Source organism: Psychrobacter sp. UBA3068, from assembly GCF_002366815.1.
GTDB lineage: Bacteria > Pseudomonadota > Gammaproteobacteria > Pseudomonadales > Moraxellaceae > Psychrobacter > Psychrobacter namhaensis.
The window spans coordinates 28,487-47,362 of the sequence record NZ_DFBY01000023.1 but is presented as its reverse complement, the minus strand read 5'-3'; the positions used below and the strand labels follow the sequence as shown (position 1 = coordinate 47,362).

Genomic DNA, 18,876 nt, shown 5'->3' with positions numbered 1-18,876 from the left:
TGACTAAGACGGACTCTCGCGATTAGTCAACCAGTAGGCGCATAGAAACGTTACTAATTAGCTTTAATTGTAGAGCGTTAAGCCAAAATTAACCCTAAAATACCGTCACTGTTGTGCTCATCACCTTATTATAATCATGGTGATTGTCACAATGTCTGGACATAAAATAGGGTTATTCTACCTTGAAATACTATAAAACTCTAGTGAGCAGCACTTGCTTTACTATAAGAAATGCTCAACAAGGCATTTGCTATCGGCAAACGTTGGCATTTAATGAAGACTTACTGAGATTCATGGTTGGGTTAAGACTGTTGGCACATTATAACTCTAAAAAAGACGCTTTATCTTTAAACATACATTCGTCATAGACAGGACAAGCGCCACATTTGGGCGTGCGTGCTTGACAGGTATAGCGCCCGTGTAAAATAAGATAGTGATGGGCATCAACCATAAAGTCTTCTGGAATACGCTCGACCAGATTTTTTTCAACGACGAGTACATTTTTTCCAGTAGCAAGGCCAGTGCGATTCCCTACTCGAAAGATGTGCGTGTCGACCGCCATGGTTGGTTGACCAAAGGCAGTATTTAAGACCACATTGGCTGTTTTTCGTCCAACGCCTGCCAGTGATTCTAAATCTTTGCGATTATCGGGGACTGTACTATCAAAATTTTCGATCAAATCACGGCAGGTCTTGATGACATTTTTGGCTTTGGCGTTGTATAAGCCAATATTTTTGATATAGGATTTTAATCCGTCTTCACCCAGTGCCAGTATCGCCTCAGGCGTATTGGCCACGGGGTACAACTGCTGGGTGGCAATATTGACGCTCACATCCGTTGCCTGTGCAGATAGTATAACCGCCACAAGCAACTCAAAATTACTGTCATAATTGAGCTCAGTGACAGGCTCTTTAATTGTCTCTGCCAGCTTTTCAAAGAATGGTCGCACATCGCGGTTGGGCATGCGTCTGGATGGCGGTGTGTCGGCTGTTTTATGTTTGACCGTTTTACTCATAGCGTTTGGCTGTTATGTTAGTGAGTGGTGATACAAAATTATAGGCGAGATGTACTATCTGTTTGATTTATTAAAGTATCAATCTCGTAATGAAGGCGCTACTTATAGGCTTTCGAGCTCTGCTTGTAGTGCGTCAAGCTCCGCTTGTTTTTTATCATTGGCTCGGACACTTAGCTGTTTTTCTAGTTTTTTAATCTTAGTGCGTAGTTTGGCCGCTGCAATGGTGTTTTTTGCTTGCGCTTCACTGATGTTGAAAGATTGACTGGCAGCATTATTCAGTTTGGCTTCTACCATGCTGACCACAGGTCTACTGTTGCTACTATCAGTAAGCTGGTCGGTCACGCGTCTTAGATGCGTGTGATAGCGCTGTCTTAAGTCTTCTTGCTCGGTTGCGCGTTCAGAGGTAGAAAGCTCACGCTCTATCGTGACCAAATCAATGCAATCAACAGGACAAGGAGCGATACACAGCTCACAGCCAGTACATAAATCCGTAAAGATAGTGTGCATGTGCTTGCCAGTACCGACGATCGCATCAACAGGGCAGGCAGGAATACATTTGGTGCAGCCGATACAATCATCTTCTCGGATAACGGCGCGTACCTCGGTAGGACGTTCAGATGTCGCGTCTATTGGCCACTGCGAAGGCGCCGCTTTGAGCGTCGTTTTATCGCTATCAGGAGCAACAATTTGAGCGATGGCATTGGTCACTGGCTGACCGCCAGGGACACATTTATTGTACGGTTCGTCATCTAGCACGATGGCAGCGGCATACGGTAGGCACCCATCTGGATGCTCACAAAGCCCGCACTGCGTCTGCGGCAAGCAAGCATCAATGCGTGAAATCTTTGCCTGTGTATCAGCGGGCAGTGTTTCAATGCTCAATGTATCGAACAATATTGGCAGATTGACTAAGCGGATATTGGTGCTATTTTGCATGTCATTAAAAACCTTAATACCAGTAATAGAGGGTGGTATTAGTATGATAAGTATAAAAATAAAGGGCTGAGATACCAGAGTTTTGTATCAGAAACGTGTTGCCAAAAGGCATTTTCCATCAGCAAAACGATTGTAACAAAAACAGTAATTTTAAAGACATAACGTTTAAACCACAACGTTAAAGCGCTGCTGTTGATTAAAGTATCATTTGTTAAAGTGTTGTGCATTGTTCGTGAGCAATCTGTGCAATCAGCTCATAAGCAATGCTACCTTTTGACGGTATTTTGGGTAGGTTTGAGACGTCAAAAAAATCAGCGTGTGACAGCTCATCTTCTTGGATGACAATGTCACCGCCTGCATAAGAGGCTCGGAAGCCAAGCATCAAATTAGACGGAAATGGCCATGGCTGACTGCTCACATAGCGAATGTCTGTGACGCTAATATTTACCTCTTCTGCTACTTCACGTACTACTGCGTGCTCTAGGCTTTCACCCACTTCTACGAAACCTGCAATGAGACCGTATAGTCGTGGCAGTGTGTGCTCCCCATAGCGATGATGGTGTGCCAGCAACACTTGCATTTCTCCCGTCTGTGGATTGGGACGAGTAATGGCAGTGATGACACAAGGCTGGACACGAGGGTATTGGCGTAATCGACACACTGGACAAACCATGGCACGCTCACCTCGGTCTGCATGAACGACGGCGGCCGCACAGCGACTACAAAACCGTGTGTCTGTCTGCCAACGCAATAACTGTATGGCTTGGCTAATCTGAGTGATTAAAGCCACAGGAAGCTGAGTGATCAGCTGGCGATAAGGAAGAAACACATTACTGCTGCTTTCAGCGACAAGAGGGAGCGCCACGTTATGAGCGACTGCATAATCATACGTAATGGCACTAGCAGCTTGTGCTGTGAAGGTATTGATATCACTGATTTTACGCTTAATGTCTATTGAATCATCTGGCAAGCCATCAGAGAGCCAGTGATTTGGCGCTAGGCTTTCGAGGAGGGTGACATGACCCACCTGATAAGCTTGCGGGTGTCCGCTATCATCTGGATTTGGACGGGTCTGTGGTAATTGAACCTGCAGTGGCCACCAGCCGTCTGGCGTTTGTTGGCATAAAACGGTGTCATCACTAAACACAAAAGCACTGGCCATACCCAAAGTTCCAAAACGTTGAAGGCAAGTCTGTATCGTATAAAAAACAGACTTGCTTACAGTAAGATAAATTAATATTTATGGCTGCAAAAAATCGACCATAACACCATGGTCATAGCCACTGAATGGCGCTGTGATTAGGCAGCAAGTAGCTGACTTAAGCTCTGCTGACCGACATCAAGCGCCTGCTTGCTAACAGGACGATTGTGCTCAAAACCATCTAAATGATAGTCGACGGCCATCATGACATCGGCGATGTAGGCTAGCGTGTCATCTTCGATACGTCGTCCGCCTTCGATACGTTGCTCAATATAGTTGGCCAATTGGCTAAGCATACTAGCAGCGGTTGGCAGTTGTAAGAAGCGTACCGCCCCTGCAACTTGGCGCATCATCTCAGGAATATTCTGGATATTGAGCATGTCTCGCTCTGGCTCAGCCAAATAATCATTGACGGCTTGTTCGGCACTAGCAATAGCGGTACGACTTTCTTGTATTAAGGTGTCGCTTGCAGTATTGAGCTGATGCAATGAGATATGCGGATTGTTTAAAGGCAAATAAATCGCCCCTGGTGTATGCATTTCGGCCATAGCGATGGTCGCGTTCTCTGCATGCATCAATGCCAGTAGCAAGTGGTCAAACTCATCAGAAGAGGGCGCTCGCCAATGTCTGACAGCGTCTGCTGCGGTGCTCAGGCTGTTCGCGGCATTTGTTAGACCAAGTAAGTGTAGTGCCGAGCTCAATGCCGTGAGTTCTTCAATAATTTGTGTCGTCTGCATGTCGATTGGATTGATTGAATCACCACGCGCGTAACTGTCTACATGCTCCTTGATTGTGTTGATTTGGGTTTGAATGATGGTATTTAACGTATCGGTAAGCGCACGATTAGGACCAAACAAAAAACGCTTCATTTGCTCGAGCTGAGGGCCTTCTAGATGATTATTGGCATATTGCTCACGCAGTCGCTGTGCTTCTTCATGGTCACGCTGGCAGGCAAAGCTGACCAAATCAGCAAAACGCCTATCCATGATGGGTAAGTAGCTTTGGAACTGCTGCTCTAAATAGATGAGAGTATGTTTTTGGCTCAGATTCAGCGGCAACATAGCCGCGATATCTGTGACGGCCGCATTGGCCGCTTGCCAGAACAGGCTGCTGGTGTTTGATGCTATCAACGCACAGGCTGCACTCATAGCATCAAGTTTTTGTTGATCATCTGGGCTGATGTCACCATGCTGATGACGCAGAGCGACGCCAAGGCCACTACGGTAAGCATCGGTCAACAACTCACTATCAAGGTTGAGCGCTTTAAGTGGTTGGAAGTTTTGTTCAGGGTTGGCAATAACCACGCTGCTGCTGCCAAAAGCAGAAAAACTGTCTGCTGTGATAGGAGTCTCTTGCCCGTGAGCATTGAGCTTATTAATAACTGGTAATAACAGGGTTGGTTCTATCGACTCTGTCAACAGCACAAACTCGACATAACGATCCAGCGTCATGATGGCTTCTGATAAGTCCATGATTAAGTTGACATCGTTATTATCGCCACTATCATAAAGGCGTTGTAGTCCTTTGACAATAGCGGTATTTAACACTTTTGCACCGACCAAAGAGATCAGCTCAAAGATATAAGACAGCTGCTTTAATACCGTAATAGAATCTAGCAATAAAGGTGCCTGACTACTATCATCAGTAAACTCACTTAAGTGAATCTCGGTGTCTTTCAGGGTGACGATGATCTCATCATGCAACAAATGTAGTGAGGGTAGATTAAAATCAGTAACACTAAGCGTTGGGACGGTGAACTTCATTTGCGCAGACTGGTCCATAGTTGTTTTTCCATAAGGTACTGATGCGAATAGCGATGGTTTAAATGAGGCATAAAAAGCGTTTATTAGTGATGTTTTAACGCTTAATATAACAATAATCAAGGCGATAGTATAAACACCAACGTCGTAAATTATTTAAATGACGGTTATATGTTGGCTTTAAGCTCAGGATACTCTTCTGCAAGGGCGTTATACCAGTTTTGGTTGGCACTCTCATCTGTAGTTGATTCTAGTAATAGAGACGCTAGATTGGCAAAGCTTGCATGCGCTGTTGGTCCGCCGTCGGTCTGTGTGTCTTCTTCAATAGCAAGCGTGACTTGTCCACCCGTCATCGCTAAATAAACTTCAGCCAAGATCTCTGAGTCAAGTAAGGCGCCGTGGAAGGTACGATCTTGTTTACCAACGTCTAGGCGACGTACTAAGGCATCTAGCGTGTTCTTTTGTCCAGGGTACTGCTGCTTTGCCATCACCAGCGAGTCAGTCACTTGTACGCGCTCAGAGAAGTCGTGCATACCGACTTTGGCAAACTCCATATTTAAGAAGTTCATATCAAATGAGGCATTATGGGCGATGATTTCTGCGCCGTCCATAAAATCATACAGCGATTGCGCGACTTGATCGAAGGTTGGCTTATCCGCCAAAAAAGCCTCAGAGATGCCATGAATGCGAATAACCTCATCATCCATACCGCGCTGCGGATTGATATAAACGTGTAGTTTCTCGCCAGTGAATTTGCGTCCCACCATCTCGACAATACCAACTTCAATGATACGATCGCCTTTTAGCGCATCAAGCCCCGTGGTCTCAGTATCCATAATGAGTTGGCGGTCAGCCTCATGGCGGTGTATGGGCTTTGGTAGTAGTGGGGTAAAGTGTGGGTTAGCACGGCTAGTATCACCATCGAACTTTGTGGCACCAGTCGCCATGTCTGGCGTGTGGCTATCTAGGGTGGTATCAGGCATTGGTGCGTGGGTCTCTGGCATATCTGTGGTACTCATTGACATGGGTTTTATCGCATCATTTTGAGAGCGATTGATTTTTATAGTAGTGGCTGGACTCAGCACATGATCGTGCTGATTTTCTAACGGTTCTTCATCATGCACATCGTCCACCACATCAAAGCCTAAGGGGTCAAAATTTAACCAGTCATCGTTAGAGTCGCTAGAAGCTGTGGGGGCTTTATCAATCGTTATTTGTGCTTTTTTTTTAGACACATCTGACAATACTGCAGTTGAGGCCTCCTCACTGTTAGAGGTCACGCCTAGGTTTGCCAATTCATCTGCTTTTTCATTGCCTGCGTGTCCAGCGTGTCCTTTTACCCAATGCCAATCAACATCACGCTGTTGACAAAGCTCATCTAACTGTTGCCAAAGGTCTTGGTTGGCCACGGGTTTTTTACTGGCAGTTTTCCAGCCTCTTTTTTTCCACCCGTCAATCCATTCGGTAATGCCTTTTTTGACATAACTGGAGTCGGTCCAAATCTCAAGTCTTTGTGCAAGTGGGCTATGCGTCAGTGCTTTTATCGCACCCATCAGCTCCATACGGTTGTTGGTCGTCTCTTTTTCACCGCCATATAAATCTTGCGTACTGCCGTCACTAAATATGAGATGGGCGCCCCAGCCGCCCGCACCAGGATTGCCTTTACAGGCTCCATCTGTATAAGCAACCGTCGTATTTGCTTTGGCGGCCAACGGATTCATCGCGTTATTTTTGCTAAACTGCTGCGCTGAGGTGCGATTATCTGACATAACAAATTATTGACCTAATAAATGATAAATGAGGGTGGCGCAAAGAGATTCTTTAGCGTTATTTTCAAGATAGTTATCCCTTAATATGCTGGGCCTGAGTATAACAAATCTATCGTTAATATGGACAGTGCTATCGTGAATATCGGCAGTCTCAGGGCGAAAAATCGCAAAACCACTCATCACATCTTACATGATAATAGTAACTGTCTGGTTTTCTGTTAAAATAGGTTAGGTTGCGAACAAGGTGGGTCTATCGTCTGGCTGAACGAGTCAGTAGCCATTTACTTTACTGACACCACTCTAACGGTCACGCTAGTCGTCATGTTTTTGTCACCACTGTTTAATGATAATTTCCTTCACAAAAGTTTTAATGCATGCATGCAGGATAACCCTATTATGTCCTTACGCTCAAACGTTTTTTCTAAAAGACAGACCCGCTTAATGGTCAGTATGGCGATAAGCAGCGCGCTGTTTTTGACTGCTTGTAGTGAGAGTCACACGCAACCTGAAGCAGAAGTGGTTGAGGCGGCGTCAGACTTATCTGTTTTTGAAGGGTGTTATACAGTAAGTCAAGATGAGTCTGCCCAAATAAAAGTCAGTCAACAGGAGGGCTTGTGGGTGATGCAAATGAAGGAGCCTGCAAGTGCCAAACGTGTTTGGGACAATCCTGAGCCATTAGAGGCGATCGAGAATAGTGCGGTGCCGCAATTTTTCTCTATTGACCCAGAGCATGTCGACGCCGTCATCGGTCGGCCTGATCGAGTACTGGTACTGGCTCATGTCAAACCCGTTTACGCCAATATCGACCCACTCTTAGACAGTGAGTATTTGTCCTATATTTATCGCGGTGCCAATACCATCTATCGCGTGGAGTGTGATGACGTCAATACGGATATTTTAGCCAACCCGCATGCCGATATTGTTATTGAGGATGTGGATGAGCGTATTTAGGTAAGTACTACCGGCGTGAGTACAGCGTCATTTGTTATCAACAGTTCAGTCATTAGAGTCAGGCAATATGAATTTTTTTAGTTATGTGGTTTTGGGTGGGTTTTCTTATGCGGCTGGTTGGGCGGTAAGGACGTATATATTGGATAAAAAGCCTGAAACCGAGCAACCTTACAACCTCAAACATCCTGCTATCTTGGCGTATTTGGGTGGTTTCTTTATTATTATGCTGATTGTCTCTTGGTTAATAGGTCGTTATTTACTCGGGCACGTTGCCATTGATTTACCCTTTATTATTATTAATAGTATCGTGGCGACCTTTGTCTATTCGTTCGGGCTTAATCCCGAAAAATCTCGTTATGATGTCCCTAATTAAGAGATCTGATAGATTTAATAAACAAGAAAAAGCCATGATCAAACCAATGATCATGGCTTTTTTAGTCACGTAATTGTCTATGGCTTTAAGCGTTGGGCGGTTATGATTTTTTTTGAATATCGGTACTATTCTTAGTGTTTGATTGACTCTTAGTGTTTGATTGTTCTTCTTTCTGACCGTCCGATTGCTCTTCTTTCTTAGAAGTCGATTGTTCTTGTTTCCATGCTTTGTATTTATGTAGATCTTTTTTAGCTTGCTTTAGGAAAAATCTGAGTACCAGTGCGTCATCGACATAACCGATGAATGGAATGGAGTCTGGAATAAGGTCAATAGGATTTAGTGTATAAATCGCACCAATCACGCCAGCTGAGATGGTTTTAAAAGGAATCTTACGATAGTCGCCTTTGTAGTAGTCTTTGATCAGACTCATGAATAGCATCAAATCATCGCTAAAAGGTTCAAGATAGCTATTATCTTCTAGTTTTTCTTTGAGCTTGTCTTCTTGGCCTATCAGGTGTTTCAAATTGGAGACAAGTGCGTCGTGTTTATCAGTGTTTTTATTAAACATAATTATTATCCTTACTTATTTGCGATGAATTTGTATTTACAGTAACAAATCTAATCGCCCTATGTTGTGTGTCTCGGTAGCGAAAAAGTAAAGATGGGTAAAGGTTGGGCAACTTGGCGTGTGGGTAAATACGCTACCATAGACGAGCGTGATAACATGCGTATCCTGCACGTACTCGCGCCATAAACACGGCATTAAAGCGGATGAATAATCAATATAAAAGCATACAGGTAGTAGCAAAGCATGGGTTCAAAAATACCGTCTATACAGCCATCAAGTCGTGCAACACACACGCAGCCAAAGACAGCGACCGAAATAAGTACTGGATTAAATCGCCGGCAGTTTTTGCGTCGAATAGGCATTGGTGCCGGTACTGCAGCCTTAGCAGCCCAAGGGATCTCTCAAGTTTTTGCAGCCAGTCCTAGTGAGCATAATGGTCGTTTGCAGATTACTAAGGACGATTTGCCCACGGCGTTATTGGATGAGCGTTTACCATCGCAGACGTCATTTTCACAAACAAGCTGTATCACACCAACGATTGAGACACGAATTTTTGCCAGCTCCAATGTTGGCGGTAGTGAGGAGCGCAATCAGCTGGCGTTGGATCGGCTGGCTTGTGCCGGTTTTAAGGTGAATAACCCCGCGATTACCACTCGGCAGTATTTGCGCTTTGCAGGCACTGATGTACAGCGAGCCGGCGACCTACAAAATATCGCGACTGGTGCGATAGCGGCGCCTAAGCTGCTGCTAGGCGTACGCGGTGGATATGGTGCGATGCGTTTACTACCCATGGTGGATTGGTCAACGCTTGGGCGCATTATGGCGGAGCGCGGTACGATACTGGCAGGCTTTAGTGATGTGACGGCTATCCAGTGTGCGCTACTGGCAAAAGGGGCGATGAGCTCACTCGCGGCACCGATGCTTTATAGCGAGTTTGGCAAAATAAAACCCGACCAAGTGACGTGTCGACAGTTTGCTGCGGCCCTGAGCAATCCCAATTTAACCATCACGGTACAAGATGCGTCTTTAACCAGCCAGCAGTTACCCAGTATGCTGACAACGGGTGAGCCAAAAGTCTTGAGGGGCACCATTTGGGGTGGCAACCTGAGCGTGGTATCGGCGCTCGCAGGTAGTGAGTATCTACCGCGGCTCGAAGGTGGTATTGTATTTTTAGAAGATGTGGGCGAGCAGGCGTATCGTATTGAGCGTATGCTTTATGATTTGTATTTGGCAGGCGTGTTTAAGGGTCAGCAAGCGATCGTGTTTGGTGCGCTATCTGGGGCAGGGGAGGACAGTTACGACAAACGTTATGACGTTGCCACCGTGGTTCGTCAATTGCATAAGCTCACAGGCTTACCGATTTATAGTGGCATGCGTTTTGGCCATATTGGACAAAAACACAGCTTCCCACTTGGGGCAATTTGCCAAATTAGTCCAAACACAAGCAATGGCTATCAGCTGGCTTTTACTAATTACCCAACCATCAAGGCAGATGCCATGCACGTCGAAGGCTTATGGCAAGCGGTTTAAGCGTTCAATGCTATCATTGCTAAATGGGCAGCCGCGAAAACTTATCCTGATACTCTTTAGGCGTTAGTTCCGTGGCACGCTTAAACAGACGCGTAAAGGATGAGATATCATCATAACCAACGTGATCGGCCAGCGATTTAATCGTCACATCGCCCGATTCTAATAAGCGTTTTGCCTGCTCAATTCTGACGGCTTGAATGTACTCAATCGGCCGCATGGCGACACAAGACTGAAAGCGTCTGTTCAAGGTACGCGGGGTGATATTGACCATATTAGCCAAACGACTGACTTGAATAGGCCGATGGAAGTTTGCTTCGATAAACTCTTGTACTTGCTTGACGAGCGGATCTGAATGCGGCTTGTGCAACGTCACGTTTGTATAACTGTTTTGATTGCCTCTTTTACTGTCGATAATCTGAGTTCTTGCCACTTGCGTAGAAATCTCACGTCCGCAGTAGCGCTCTATCAATAATAATCCCAAATCATAAAAAGCACTACCACCCGCGGCACAGAATATGTTACCCGATTGGGTGACGAACTGATTCTCCTGTAAATCAACGAGTGGAAAATCTGCTTTAAATTTACTCGCATAACCCCAATGAGTCGTGGCTATCTTATCGTCTAGCAGTCCTGCCTTTGCCAAAAAGAACGCTCCGCTACAATTGCTGGCAATATCAGCCTTGGTCTTAGCCAGTCGCTGTAGGTGCGGTAGCAGCTCACTGTTTTGTCTTAATACTTTATCGATTGAATCACCAATGGTGGGTATTAATAATAAATCGCATGCCGTGACGTCTTGAATGTCGCAATGCGCTTGCATGAGTAAGCGATTGCTGCATCTGATATCCACACCGCCTAGGCTCGCTATTTGCACATTAAATCTAGGCTCAACTGCCTCATCCAAAAATCGCTGCCAGCTGACACCAGTGAATGAAAACAAGTCCAATGCGCCAGCAAGCACACTACCGAGCACCCCATCGAATCCCAAAATAATGACTTTAAAAGGTTGGTAGTTAGGCATCTGTGTCGGCTTTCCTTTGATAGCTATTACCCAAATAGACAGTTTTTTAGCTAAAAACTTCTGATGGTATGTCTTATTTGACCATAATTATGTCATAAATGACAATACGGCAAGGCGCGAAATTAGCTTAGTATCTATTGATAACCAATTTTTTTGTTAACGACAATACTAACGAGAACATTATGGCCGCAGAGACGCTTATCAATGATTTTGAAGTACCGTTCCAATTATACGATGTTTTGGACACTGAAACGCTGACCGAACATCCCAAATTCTCAGAGCATAGCCGCGAGACATTCGATGCGGTATTAGACACCGCTAACAAAATAGCAACCGATTTGTTTTTGCCGCACAACCATGTTGCCGATAAAAACGAGCCGCAGTTTGATGGTAAAAAAGTCAGCATGATAGATGATGTGAAAGTCGCCTTTGATGCGTTTCGTGAGTCGGGCTTTATCGCGGGTCGTTATAGCTTCGAAGATGGTGGGATGCAGCTGCCTGAAACAGTGATGACAGCAGTGGCAGGCTATTTTATGGCGGCCAACCCCTCAACGACTGCGTATCCATTTTTGACCACAGCGGCAATCAACGTGATCTCACACTTTGCCAATGACGATATCAAAGCGGCCTTTATGCCGCGTATGCTGACGGGCGAGTTTACTGGAACGATGGCACTGACAGAGCCACATGCGGGGTCATCGCTTGCTGATATCAAAACCACCGCGGTAAAACAAGACGATGGCTCATACCGAATAAAAGGCAGTAAGATTTATATCTCAGCAGGCGATCATGAACTGTCTGACAATATTGTCCATTTGGTACTGGCCAAAATTCCAGGCGGTCCTGGTGGCGTCAAAGGGATTTCTTTGTTTGCCGTGCCAAAATATCGCTTAAACGATGACTTGTCAGTTGGCGAGCGCAATGACGTGCATTTGACTGGACTCATTCATAAGCTTGGTTATCGAGGGGCTACCTCGACGGCATTGAGCTTTGGTGATGAAGGCGACTGTCATGGTTATCTGATTGGCGAAGCGCACTTTGGTCTGCGTTATATGTTCAAAATGATGAATGAGGCACGTATCGCGGTTGGTTTTGGTGCCTCTATGATTGGCTATCGGGGTTATCAGTACTCGCTAGATTACGCCAAAGACCGAACGCAAGGTCGAATCGCACCGAACAACAAACCTGAAGATGCCGCCACGGCAATCATCCAGCATGGCGATGTAAAGCGTATGTTACTCGCGCAAAAAGCCTACTCTGAGGGTGGTATTTCCTTATGCCTATACGGCTCAAACCTGATAGACCGTATCAATACTTGCGAAGACGCAACGCTAAAAAATGAGCTGTCAGAACTATTAGACTTACTCACACCAGTATTAAAAGCATGGCCGTCTGAGTATGGCCCTAAAGCCAATGACTTGGGGATTCAAGTATTGGGCGGTGCCGGTTATACGCGCGAATATCATGCCGAGCAGTTTTGGCGTGATAACCGTCTCAACCCCATCCACGAAGGCACAAATGGGGTGCAAGCCTTAGATTTGTCATTTCGCAAGTTATGGCAAAAAGGTGGGCTTGGTATTCAGATTCTAAAACGTGAAATCACGCAAGATCTAACCAGCATCACCACGCCTGAGAGCGCAGCGCTTGCAGGTAAATTAACGCCTTATATGGGTCATCTGCATGAAGTACTGGTGCATTTAAGCAAAGTTTTACAGACTGAAGAGGCGGTAACGCTTACTGGCAACGCCCAAGCACTCATGAATGTTTTTGCCTCAATTGTGCTGAGCTGGATTTGGATTCGCCAAGCGAGTAAAGCTGAGCAACTGTTAAGTAAGACAACCGACCTTGAAAAACAAAATTTCTATCAGGGCAAAATACAGGCGGCAAAATATTTTATCGATTGGGAATTACCATTAATCAATCGCGATATCGCAATCTTAACCCACAACAATTCTGTTTGCACGGACATGCAAGCCGACTGGTTCTAAAAACATCTCTAAGGAAAGAGTAATGACAAAAATCAATAAACAGTGGCGACTAAAAGCAAGACCCGTTGGCGAACCGAGCGCTGATACTTGGGCGTATACCGAGACAGAGCTGCCAACCATCAAAGACGGACAGTTGCTGATAAAAATTGAATATATCTCTATGGATCCAGCGATGCGTGGGTGGCTCAATGATGCAAAGTCTTACATCGAGCCTGTACAGATTGGTGATGTCATGCGTGCTGGTACGGTGGGTGAAGTTATTGCAAGCAAGCATGAGAAGTTTGCCGTTGGTGATTATGTGGCTGGTCACAATGGTGTGCAATCGTATGCCGTCAGTGATGGTACGGGCCTGCACAAAGTCGATCCAAATCTCGCACCCTTGTCTTATTACTTGGGCGTATTGGGTATGCCGGGCATGACTGGCTATTTTGGTTTATTAAAAACAGGGGAGCCAAAAGCAGGCGAGACCGTTGTCGTATCTGGCGCGGCAGGTGCGGTTGGTAGTTTGGTCGGTCAAATTGCCAAAATTAAGGGCTGCCGAGTCGTCGGTATCGCAGGCGGTAGCGAAAAATGTCAGTTCTTGATTGATGAGCTTGGATTTGATGCGACCATCGATTATAAAAACGAAGACGTAAAAAAAGCACTAAAGCAAACCTGCCCAGATGGCGTTGATGTGTATTTTGACAATGTTGGTGGCGATATTTTAAATGACGTACTCACCCAGATTAATCTGCGCGCGCGCATCGTTATTTGCGGTGCGATTAGCCAATATAACAATACCACAGCGGTCAAAGGCCCATCAAATTACTTGTCATTATTGGTCAATCGCGCGCGTATGGAAGGTATTGTGGTGTTTGATAATATCAAGGAATACCCAATCGCGATGAAAGAGATTGCGGGCTGGATTCAGTCAGGTGATATCAAAGTAAAAGATCATATCGTTGAAGGTATCGAGACCTTCCCTGATACCTTAATGATGCTTTTTAAAGGGAAAAATTTTGGCAAGCTGGTACTTAAGGTAGAGGGATAAATCATGACACAAAATATAAATGGAGTAGCATCTAGTGTAGGAAGTAATGTTGCTGGTAAGCGCATTTTGATTACGGGTGGCGCGTCTGGTATCGGTGCCGCCAGTGCGTTACTACTGGCCAGTCGCGGCGCAAAAGTCGTGATTGGTGACAGGGCAGAAGAACTAGGCGCTGCCATCGCCAAGCAAGGTCAAGATGCTGGCAATAGCATTACCTTTAAAAAGGTAGATGTCACCAGTGGCGATGAAGTACGAGCGTTATTTGCTTTTGCTGTGCAAGCGCTTGGTGGTCTCGATGTCGTGGTAAACAACGCTGGTATCGACCATAAACCTGCCCCCATGCATGAGCTAACTGAGGAAGATTTTGACCGTAATATCGCAGTGAACCTAAAAGGCGTCTGGCACTGTATGCGTGCTGCGGTTACTTGTATGGCACCAAATGGCGGTGGTCATGTGATTAATGTGGCGTCTATTGCAGGCTTGCGATCTGCGCCCATGTTGTCTATTTATAGTGCCGCTAAACATGGCGTCATGGGGCTTACCAAGTCTGCGGCCCATGAATACGCCCGTGTCAATATTCGCTTTAATGCGGTGTGTCCAAGTTTTATTGATACACCAATGGTGCGTAATACCATGGCAAATATGGACGAGCGCGCGCAGCAAGCCACCATTAAGGCCAGCCCACTGCGCCGTTTGGGAGAAGTTGATGAGGTGTCTGGTGCGATTGCATGGCTGGCCAGTGATGAGAGCAGCTTTATGAATGGTCATGCCTTTACCCTCGATGGCGGTATGCTGGCTTAGTGTCTAAAATATTTATTAAAATATAAGGAATAACGATGAAAGATTTATTTGATTTAACCGGTAAGATTGCCTTGGTGACGGGTGCCAGCCGCGGTATTGGCGAGTCTATTGCACGTCTGCTTGCCTCAAGAGGGGCTCACGTGATTGTCTCTAGCCGCAAAATCGACGCTTGCCAAGCGGTGGCTGATAGCATTATTGCTGATGGCCATAAAGCCAGTGCTTTTGCTTGTCATGTGGGAGATATGGAGCAGATTGATGCGATTTTTGAGCATATCAAAAGTGAATTTGGTCAGATTGATATTTTGGTCAATAACGCCGCCGCCAACCCTTATTACGGGCATATCTTAGACACCGATTTAGCGGCTTTTGATAAGACCGTTGAAGTTAACATTCGCGGCTACTTCTTTATGTCGACCGCTGCGGGCAAGATGATGCGCGAGCAGGGCGGCGGCGTCATTTTAAATACCGCATCCGTGAATGGTTTGGTCGCAGGTGACAAGCAAGGTATTTACTCAATCACTAAGGCGGCTGTCATTAGTATGACCAAAGCCTTTGCAAAAGAGTGTGGCCCGTTAAATATTCGTGTGAATGCGTTATTGCCAGGCTTGACCGATACAAAGTTTGCCTCTGCCTTGACCACCAATGATAAAGTCTTAAAAATGGCGCTGCATGCCATCCCTTTAGGGCGCGTGGCTGATCCCGATGAGATGGCTGGCACAGTATTATATCTGGTGTCTGACGCATCGAGCTATACCACAGGCGCGACCGTGGTGGTAGATGGCGGCATGCTCGCCTAGCTTCTATTGCTGATAGAAGCACAGAGACCGTGTTTAAAAAAACCGCATAAGAGTCATCTCTGTGCGGTTTTTTGGTTTAACGCCTGAATTGGACACAAAACTTCTTTAGACCTCTACTATCGCATCGCGTTTACGACCCTCCCTATACGAAAACCAGCTCGGTAATGGCATAATAAACGCAAACAACCAAAATGGCAGAGACGGAAATAAAACAAGGGGGTCAACCATGGATGCAGTGAACGACAATATAGCAGCCGCCATCTCTAAAAACAAAACGTGGTTATTTGTCCCAGCGACTCGGATCGATCGAGTGGCAAAAGCGTTTGCCAGTGATGCAGATGCAGTGATTGTTGATTTGGAGGATGCCGTTGCCCAAGAGGATAAAGCACAAGCTCGAGAGGCGTTGAAAAAATACTATGACGATCAAAATGACACGCAAAATCATCAGCCGATTTGGCTACGGATTAATCAAGCAGGCAGTCAAGCATTTCCCAAAGACATAGCGCTATGCCAGCAAATGCCTAAAATAGCGGGTGTGCTACTGGCCAAAGCGGAAAAAGCAGCAGATATTGAATACGTGCATCAGCGTACTGGTCTACCTGTCATCGCACTAATAGAAAGTGCCGCTGGTTTATATCACATAGATAGCATGGCAAAAACAACTGGATTGATCGCGTTCAGTTATGGGTTTTTAGACTTGTGCAATGATCTGCGCGTGCAAGCAGGCACGCCCTCAGCGGATATCATTGCCAATCAAATCCGCTATCAATTAATTTTAACGTCGAAAATACATCAGTTAGCGCCGCCCATCGACACCATTTACCCTGACTTCAACGACGGGGCAGGATTGCGCGCTCGCGTACAGTTGTGGTTGCAAATGGGTATGTTAGGGATGCTGTGTATTCATCCCAAGCAAGTAGCCACTGTCCAACAAGCCCTACAACCGACAGCTAGTGAGCTTGAGTTTGCGCAGCGTGTGGTCGCAGAGTATGAACAAAGCGGGCAGGCGGTGTTTAAAATAGAGGGCGAGATGGTCGATGCGCCCGTGATTGAGCGCTGCCGTCAGTTATTGGCAAAGTGGCAAGCGGTGAAATAATGCTTTATCATAAACCACACATACTAAGACTCTATCAAAATACCCTATGATTTTTATCAGCAATAATATTAGCCTCAATGACAATGAAGTGGAGATCAGTGCCATACGCGCGCAGGGAGCAGGCGGGCAAAATGTCAATAAAGTCTCCTCTGCGATTCATCTGCGGTTTGATATCCACGCCTCAAGTTTGAGTGATATTCATAAGCAGCGCCTGCTGGATAGTAAAGACAGCCGAATCACCAAAGAAGGTGTGCTCATCATTAAAGCCCAGCAGTTTCGCACGCAAGAAAGAAACAAAATCGATGCGTTTGAACGTCTGCGCAGCTTCATCATAAAAGCCACGTATGTCAATAAGACCCGCAAGCCTACCAAACCGAGTAGAAACGCCAAGCGTAAACGTGTCGATCAAAAAACCCAGCGCGGCAAGACCAAAGCCTTACGCGGTAAAGTGGACTATTAAAACCAGCGCTCCTTACTGCTTAGCCGAGTCTGCTGCCCAGCTCAGGGAAGCGCTTTATCATAAATAACATCAGTAGCAGCGCGGCACTCGCGATAGCAGCCCCAACGTAGCCCACACTGGATAAAGAGATATGCGTCACTGCATACCCGCCGAACAACGCGCCTGTCCCAATTCCTAAATTAATAATACCTGAGAACATCGACATCAGCATGTCTTGTGCACTCACATCCACCATGATGACTTTGGCTTGCATAGAAATAATCAGTAGCATGAGCGCGGCCCCCCAAAGTAAGGCAATCAAGCTAAGTGCCCATATCGAGGTTACGGCAAAGAGCAGGGCAAGCATAGAAACCAGCATCAGTATCGTCGATATCAGCATCAGCCTAGTGTTAAAACTGTCACCCCAGCGGCTAAATATCACACTACCCAAAATACCTGCGGCACCAAAAAGTAGCAATACAAAAGTCGCTAGGTTCTCACTGATTGAGCCAACCTGCCGCATGAAAGGCTCGATATAAGAGTAAGCAGTGTAGTGTGCGGTAAAGACGAGCAAAATCAGTAAATACAAACAGACCAACAATGGATTTTTGAGCAATTCTGGGATCTTTCGAAAAGAGCCTTCAAACATACTAGGCAGGGTTGGCAAGAGCTTCGCTTGTAGGATAAAGACAATGAGGGCAATGATGCCAATACCACCAAAGGTCGCGCGCCAGCCAAACCATTGACCAATCAATCGTCCTAAAGGTACACCTAGCACCATCGCAAGCGACGTACCCGTCGCCAGCACACTAAGCGCCAACGCTTTTTTACCTTTAGGTGCCACGCGTATGGCAATCGCCGCCGTGATTGACCAAAATATCGCATGGGACAGTGCAATCCCAACGCGACTGATAAGCAGCACATCAAAACTCCATGCAAACACTGACAGGACATGGCTTGCAATAAAGACGGCAAAAAGACCTAAGAGCAAACGCTTGCGCTCAAAGCGACTGGTCAGCAGCATCAGCGGCAATGACATCGCAGCGACAATCCAAGCATAAAGCGTCAGCATCCAACCTGTCTCTGCCGTGGTGATAGAAAAATCTTGAGCAATGTCACTTAATAAGGCCACAGGGACAAATTCGGTCGTGTTCATAATGAATGCGCTCACACCCATCAAAAAAACTTGAAAATACTGAGTTCGGCGAGCGTCTGAGCTCACCTCAAGGTTGTGTTTCATAAAATCCAGTACAAAGAAGAGGCTAATACAGCAAAATTAGCTGAAAAGTGGGATAAGACATATAAGGGGGTCAAGAAAGGAGGGAAAGATACCAATTCAAAGGGATAAGTTAAAGTAGTTTTTTGCTAATGAGCATCGGTTTTCAAGCAAGAAGTAACACGATATAAAAGGAGTGTTGGGGTTTCATGGATAACCCCTGTCCACCTATTGGTCATAAAGAATGCTGTTTTATAACCAGACGCTTGATAGGGTCTGGTATTGTTAACACGCTTTAAAAGGTTAAGATTAATAATAGTATTGGTTACCAGTAACAACATGAGTAACAGTATTTATTTTCTATCATCTGGTATGCTATCATCAGTGAATC

The 18,876-nt window shown here is 45.8% G+C and carries 17 protein-coding genes; 9 read left to right on the top strand and 8 right to left on the bottom strand.

The features are described from left to right. Positions 1 to 319: 319 nt before the first annotated feature. From nth to dnaQ, 5 genes are all read right to left on the bottom strand, one after another. Positions 320 to 1,015: an endonuclease III gene (nth, locus tag B2P60_RS05925; RefSeq protein ID WP_286739980.1), complete on the bottom strand. Its 696-nt coding sequence runs from the start codon at positions 1,013 to 1,015 to the stop codon at positions 320 to 322. 102 nt (positions 1,016 to 1,117) lie between these two features. Further along, a complete protein-coding gene (locus B2P60_RS05920) occupies positions 1,118 to 1,951 on the bottom strand; it encodes an RnfABCDGE type electron transport complex subunit B (protein ID WP_193005465.1) in 834 nt (277 codons plus the stop codon). Between the two features lie 211 nt (positions 1,952 to 2,162). After that, on the bottom strand, positions 2,163 to 3,113 hold the full coding sequence (gene nudC, locus B2P60_RS05915) for an NAD(+) diphosphatase (RefSeq protein ID WP_286739978.1): 951 nt from the start codon (positions 3,111 to 3,113) through the stop codon (positions 2,163 to 2,165). Between the two features lie 137 nt (positions 3,114 to 3,250). Next, the gene (locus tag B2P60_RS05910) at positions 3,251 to 4,933 is read right to left on the bottom strand and encodes a hypothetical protein (protein WP_286739976.1); all 1,683 of its coding nucleotides are present in this window, start codon (positions 4,931 to 4,933) and stop codon (positions 3,251 to 3,253) included. A gap of 146 nt (positions 4,934 to 5,079) precedes the next feature. Next, entirely contained in the window at positions 5,080 to 6,681 is a 1,602-nt protein-coding gene (dnaQ, locus tag B2P60_RS05905; protein ID WP_286739974.1) for a DNA polymerase III subunit epsilon, read from the bottom strand. Positions 6,682 to 7,077: 396 nt separating this feature from the next. Here dnaQ and B2P60_RS05900 point away from each other — a divergent pair, with 396 nt between their 5' ends. Together B2P60_RS05900 and B2P60_RS05895 are read left to right on the top strand one after the other, a co-directional pair. Next, positions 7,078 to 7,632, top strand: a complete 555-nt coding sequence (locus tag B2P60_RS05900) for a hypothetical protein (protein WP_286739973.1) — start codon at positions 7,078 to 7,080, stop codon at positions 7,630 to 7,632. Between the two features lie 67 nt (positions 7,633 to 7,699). Then, the gene (locus B2P60_RS05895; protein ID WP_193005470.1) at positions 7,700 to 8,005 is read left to right on the top strand and encodes a hypothetical protein; all 306 of its coding nucleotides are present in this window, start codon (positions 7,700 to 7,702) and stop codon (positions 8,003 to 8,005) included. Positions 8,006 to 8,105: 100 nt separating this feature from the next. Here B2P60_RS05895 and B2P60_RS05890 read toward each other — a convergent pair whose 3' ends face one another. Further along, a complete protein-coding gene (locus B2P60_RS05890) occupies positions 8,106 to 8,573 on the bottom strand; it encodes a YkvA family protein (RefSeq protein WP_193005471.1) in 468 nt (155 codons plus the stop codon). Positions 8,574 to 8,816: 243 nt separating this feature from the next. On the opposite strand from B2P60_RS05890, the gene B2P60_RS05885 reads away from it, so the two are divergent. Further along, positions 8,817 to 10,103 (top strand): LD-carboxypeptidase, encoded by a 1,287-nt coding sequence (locus tag B2P60_RS05885; RefSeq protein ID WP_193005472.1) that lies wholly within the window; start codon positions 8,817 to 8,819, stop codon positions 10,101 to 10,103. A gap of 19 nt (positions 10,104 to 10,122) precedes the next feature. Here the strand turns inward: B2P60_RS05885 and B2P60_RS05880 are convergent, their stop codons facing one another. Beyond that, entirely contained in the window at positions 10,123 to 11,121 is a 999-nt protein-coding gene (locus tag B2P60_RS05880; protein WP_193005473.1) for a GlxA family transcriptional regulator, read from the bottom strand. 182 nt (positions 11,122 to 11,303) lie between these two features. Between B2P60_RS05880 and B2P60_RS05875 the strand changes: the two genes are divergently transcribed. The 6 genes from B2P60_RS05875 to arfB all read left to right on the top strand — a co-directional run bounded on the left by B2P60_RS05875 (position 11,304) and on the right by arfB (position 17,290). Continuing rightward, positions 11,304 to 13,109, top strand: coding sequence for an acyl-CoA dehydrogenase (locus tag B2P60_RS05875; protein ID WP_286739972.1), 1,806 nt, complete (start codon positions 11,304 to 11,306; stop codon positions 13,107 to 13,109). Positions 13,110 to 13,131: 22 nt separating this feature from the next. Continuing rightward, positions 13,132 to 14,139 (top strand): NADP-dependent oxidoreductase, encoded by a 1,008-nt coding sequence (locus tag B2P60_RS05870; RefSeq protein ID WP_193005475.1) that lies wholly within the window; start codon positions 13,132 to 13,134, stop codon positions 14,137 to 14,139. A gap of 3 nt (positions 14,140 to 14,142) precedes the next feature. After that, entirely contained in the window at positions 14,143 to 14,937 is a 795-nt protein-coding gene (locus B2P60_RS05865; protein WP_193005476.1) for an SDR family NAD(P)-dependent oxidoreductase, read from the top strand. A 35-nt stretch (positions 14,938 to 14,972) separates the two neighbouring features. Beyond that, positions 14,973 to 15,734 carry an SDR family oxidoreductase gene (locus B2P60_RS05860; protein ID WP_198334644.1) on the top strand — a complete coding sequence of 254 codons (762 nt, stop codon included), beginning with the start codon at positions 14,973 to 14,975 and terminating at the stop codon, positions 15,732 to 15,734. A 226-nt stretch (positions 15,735 to 15,960) separates the two neighbouring features. After that, complete coding sequence (locus B2P60_RS05855) at positions 15,961 to 16,830, top strand: HpcH/HpaI aldolase/citrate lyase family protein (RefSeq protein ID WP_286739970.1); 870 nt, start codon at positions 15,961 to 15,963, stop codon at positions 16,828 to 16,830. A gap of 46 nt (positions 16,831 to 16,876) precedes the next feature. Continuing rightward, positions 16,877 to 17,290 carry an alternative ribosome rescue aminoacyl-tRNA hydrolase ArfB gene (gene arfB / locus B2P60_RS05850; RefSeq protein ID WP_193005479.1) on the top strand — a complete coding sequence of 138 codons (414 nt, stop codon included), beginning with the start codon at positions 16,877 to 16,879 and terminating at the stop codon, positions 17,288 to 17,290. Positions 17,291 to 17,309: 19 nt separating this feature from the next. Here the strand turns inward: arfB and B2P60_RS05845 are convergent, their stop codons facing one another. Next, positions 17,310 to 18,509: a sugar transporter gene (locus B2P60_RS05845; protein WP_193005480.1), complete on the bottom strand. Its 1,200-nt coding sequence runs from the start codon at positions 18,507 to 18,509 to the stop codon at positions 17,310 to 17,312. Between the last annotated feature and the right edge of the window lie 367 nt (positions 18,510 to 18,876).

Excerpts from the sequence above, each read along its gene's own strand:
- nth (WP_286739980.1), bottom strand. The coding sequence starts at position 1,015 with ATGAGTAAAACGGTCAAACATAAAACAGCCGACACACCGCCATCCAGA.
- B2P60_RS05920 (WP_193005465.1), bottom strand. The coding sequence starts at position 1,951 with ATGCAAAATAGCACCAATATCCGCTTAGTCAATCTGCCAATATTGTTC.
- nudC (WP_286739978.1), bottom strand. The coding sequence starts at position 3,113 with ATGGCCAGTGCTTTTGTGTTTAGTGATGACACCGTTTTATGCCAACAA.
- B2P60_RS05910 (WP_286739976.1), bottom strand. The coding sequence starts at position 4,933 with ATGGACCAGTCTGCGCAAATGAAGTTCACCGTCCCAACGCTTAGTGTT.
- dnaQ (WP_286739974.1), bottom strand. The coding sequence starts at position 6,681 with ATGTCAGATAATCGCACCTCAGCGCAGCAGTTTAGCAAAAATAACGCG.
- B2P60_RS05900 (WP_286739973.1), top strand. The coding sequence starts at position 7,078 with ATGTCCTTACGCTCAAACGTTTTTTCTAAAAGACAGACCCGCTTAATG.
- B2P60_RS05895 (WP_193005470.1), top strand. The coding sequence starts at position 7,700 with ATGAATTTTTTTAGTTATGTGGTTTTGGGTGGGTTTTCTTATGCGGCT.
- B2P60_RS05890 (WP_193005471.1), bottom strand. The coding sequence starts at position 8,573 with ATGTTTAATAAAAACACTGATAAACACGACGCACTTGTCTCCAATTTG.
- B2P60_RS05885 (WP_193005472.1), top strand. The coding sequence starts at position 8,817 with ATGGGTTCAAAAATACCGTCTATACAGCCATCAAGTCGTGCAACACAC.
- B2P60_RS05880 (WP_193005473.1), bottom strand. The coding sequence starts at position 11,121 with ATGCCTAACTACCAACCTTTTAAAGTCATTATTTTGGGATTCGATGGG.
- B2P60_RS05875 (WP_286739972.1), top strand. The coding sequence starts at position 11,304 with ATGGCCGCAGAGACGCTTATCAATGATTTTGAAGTACCGTTCCAATTA.
- B2P60_RS05870 (WP_193005475.1), top strand. The coding sequence starts at position 13,132 with ATGACAAAAATCAATAAACAGTGGCGACTAAAAGCAAGACCCGTTGGC.
- B2P60_RS05865 (WP_193005476.1), top strand. The coding sequence starts at position 14,143 with ATGACACAAAATATAAATGGAGTAGCATCTAGTGTAGGAAGTAATGTT.
- B2P60_RS05860 (WP_198334644.1), top strand. The coding sequence starts at position 14,973 with ATGAAAGATTTATTTGATTTAACCGGTAAGATTGCCTTGGTGACGGGT.
- B2P60_RS05855 (WP_286739970.1), top strand. The coding sequence starts at position 15,961 with ATGGATGCAGTGAACGACAATATAGCAGCCGCCATCTCTAAAAACAAA.
- arfB (WP_193005479.1), top strand. The coding sequence starts at position 16,877 with ATGATTTTTATCAGCAATAATATTAGCCTCAATGACAATGAAGTGGAG.
- B2P60_RS05845 (WP_193005480.1), bottom strand. The coding sequence starts at position 18,509 with ATGAAACACAACCTTGAGGTGAGCTCAGACGCTCGCCGAACTCAGTAT.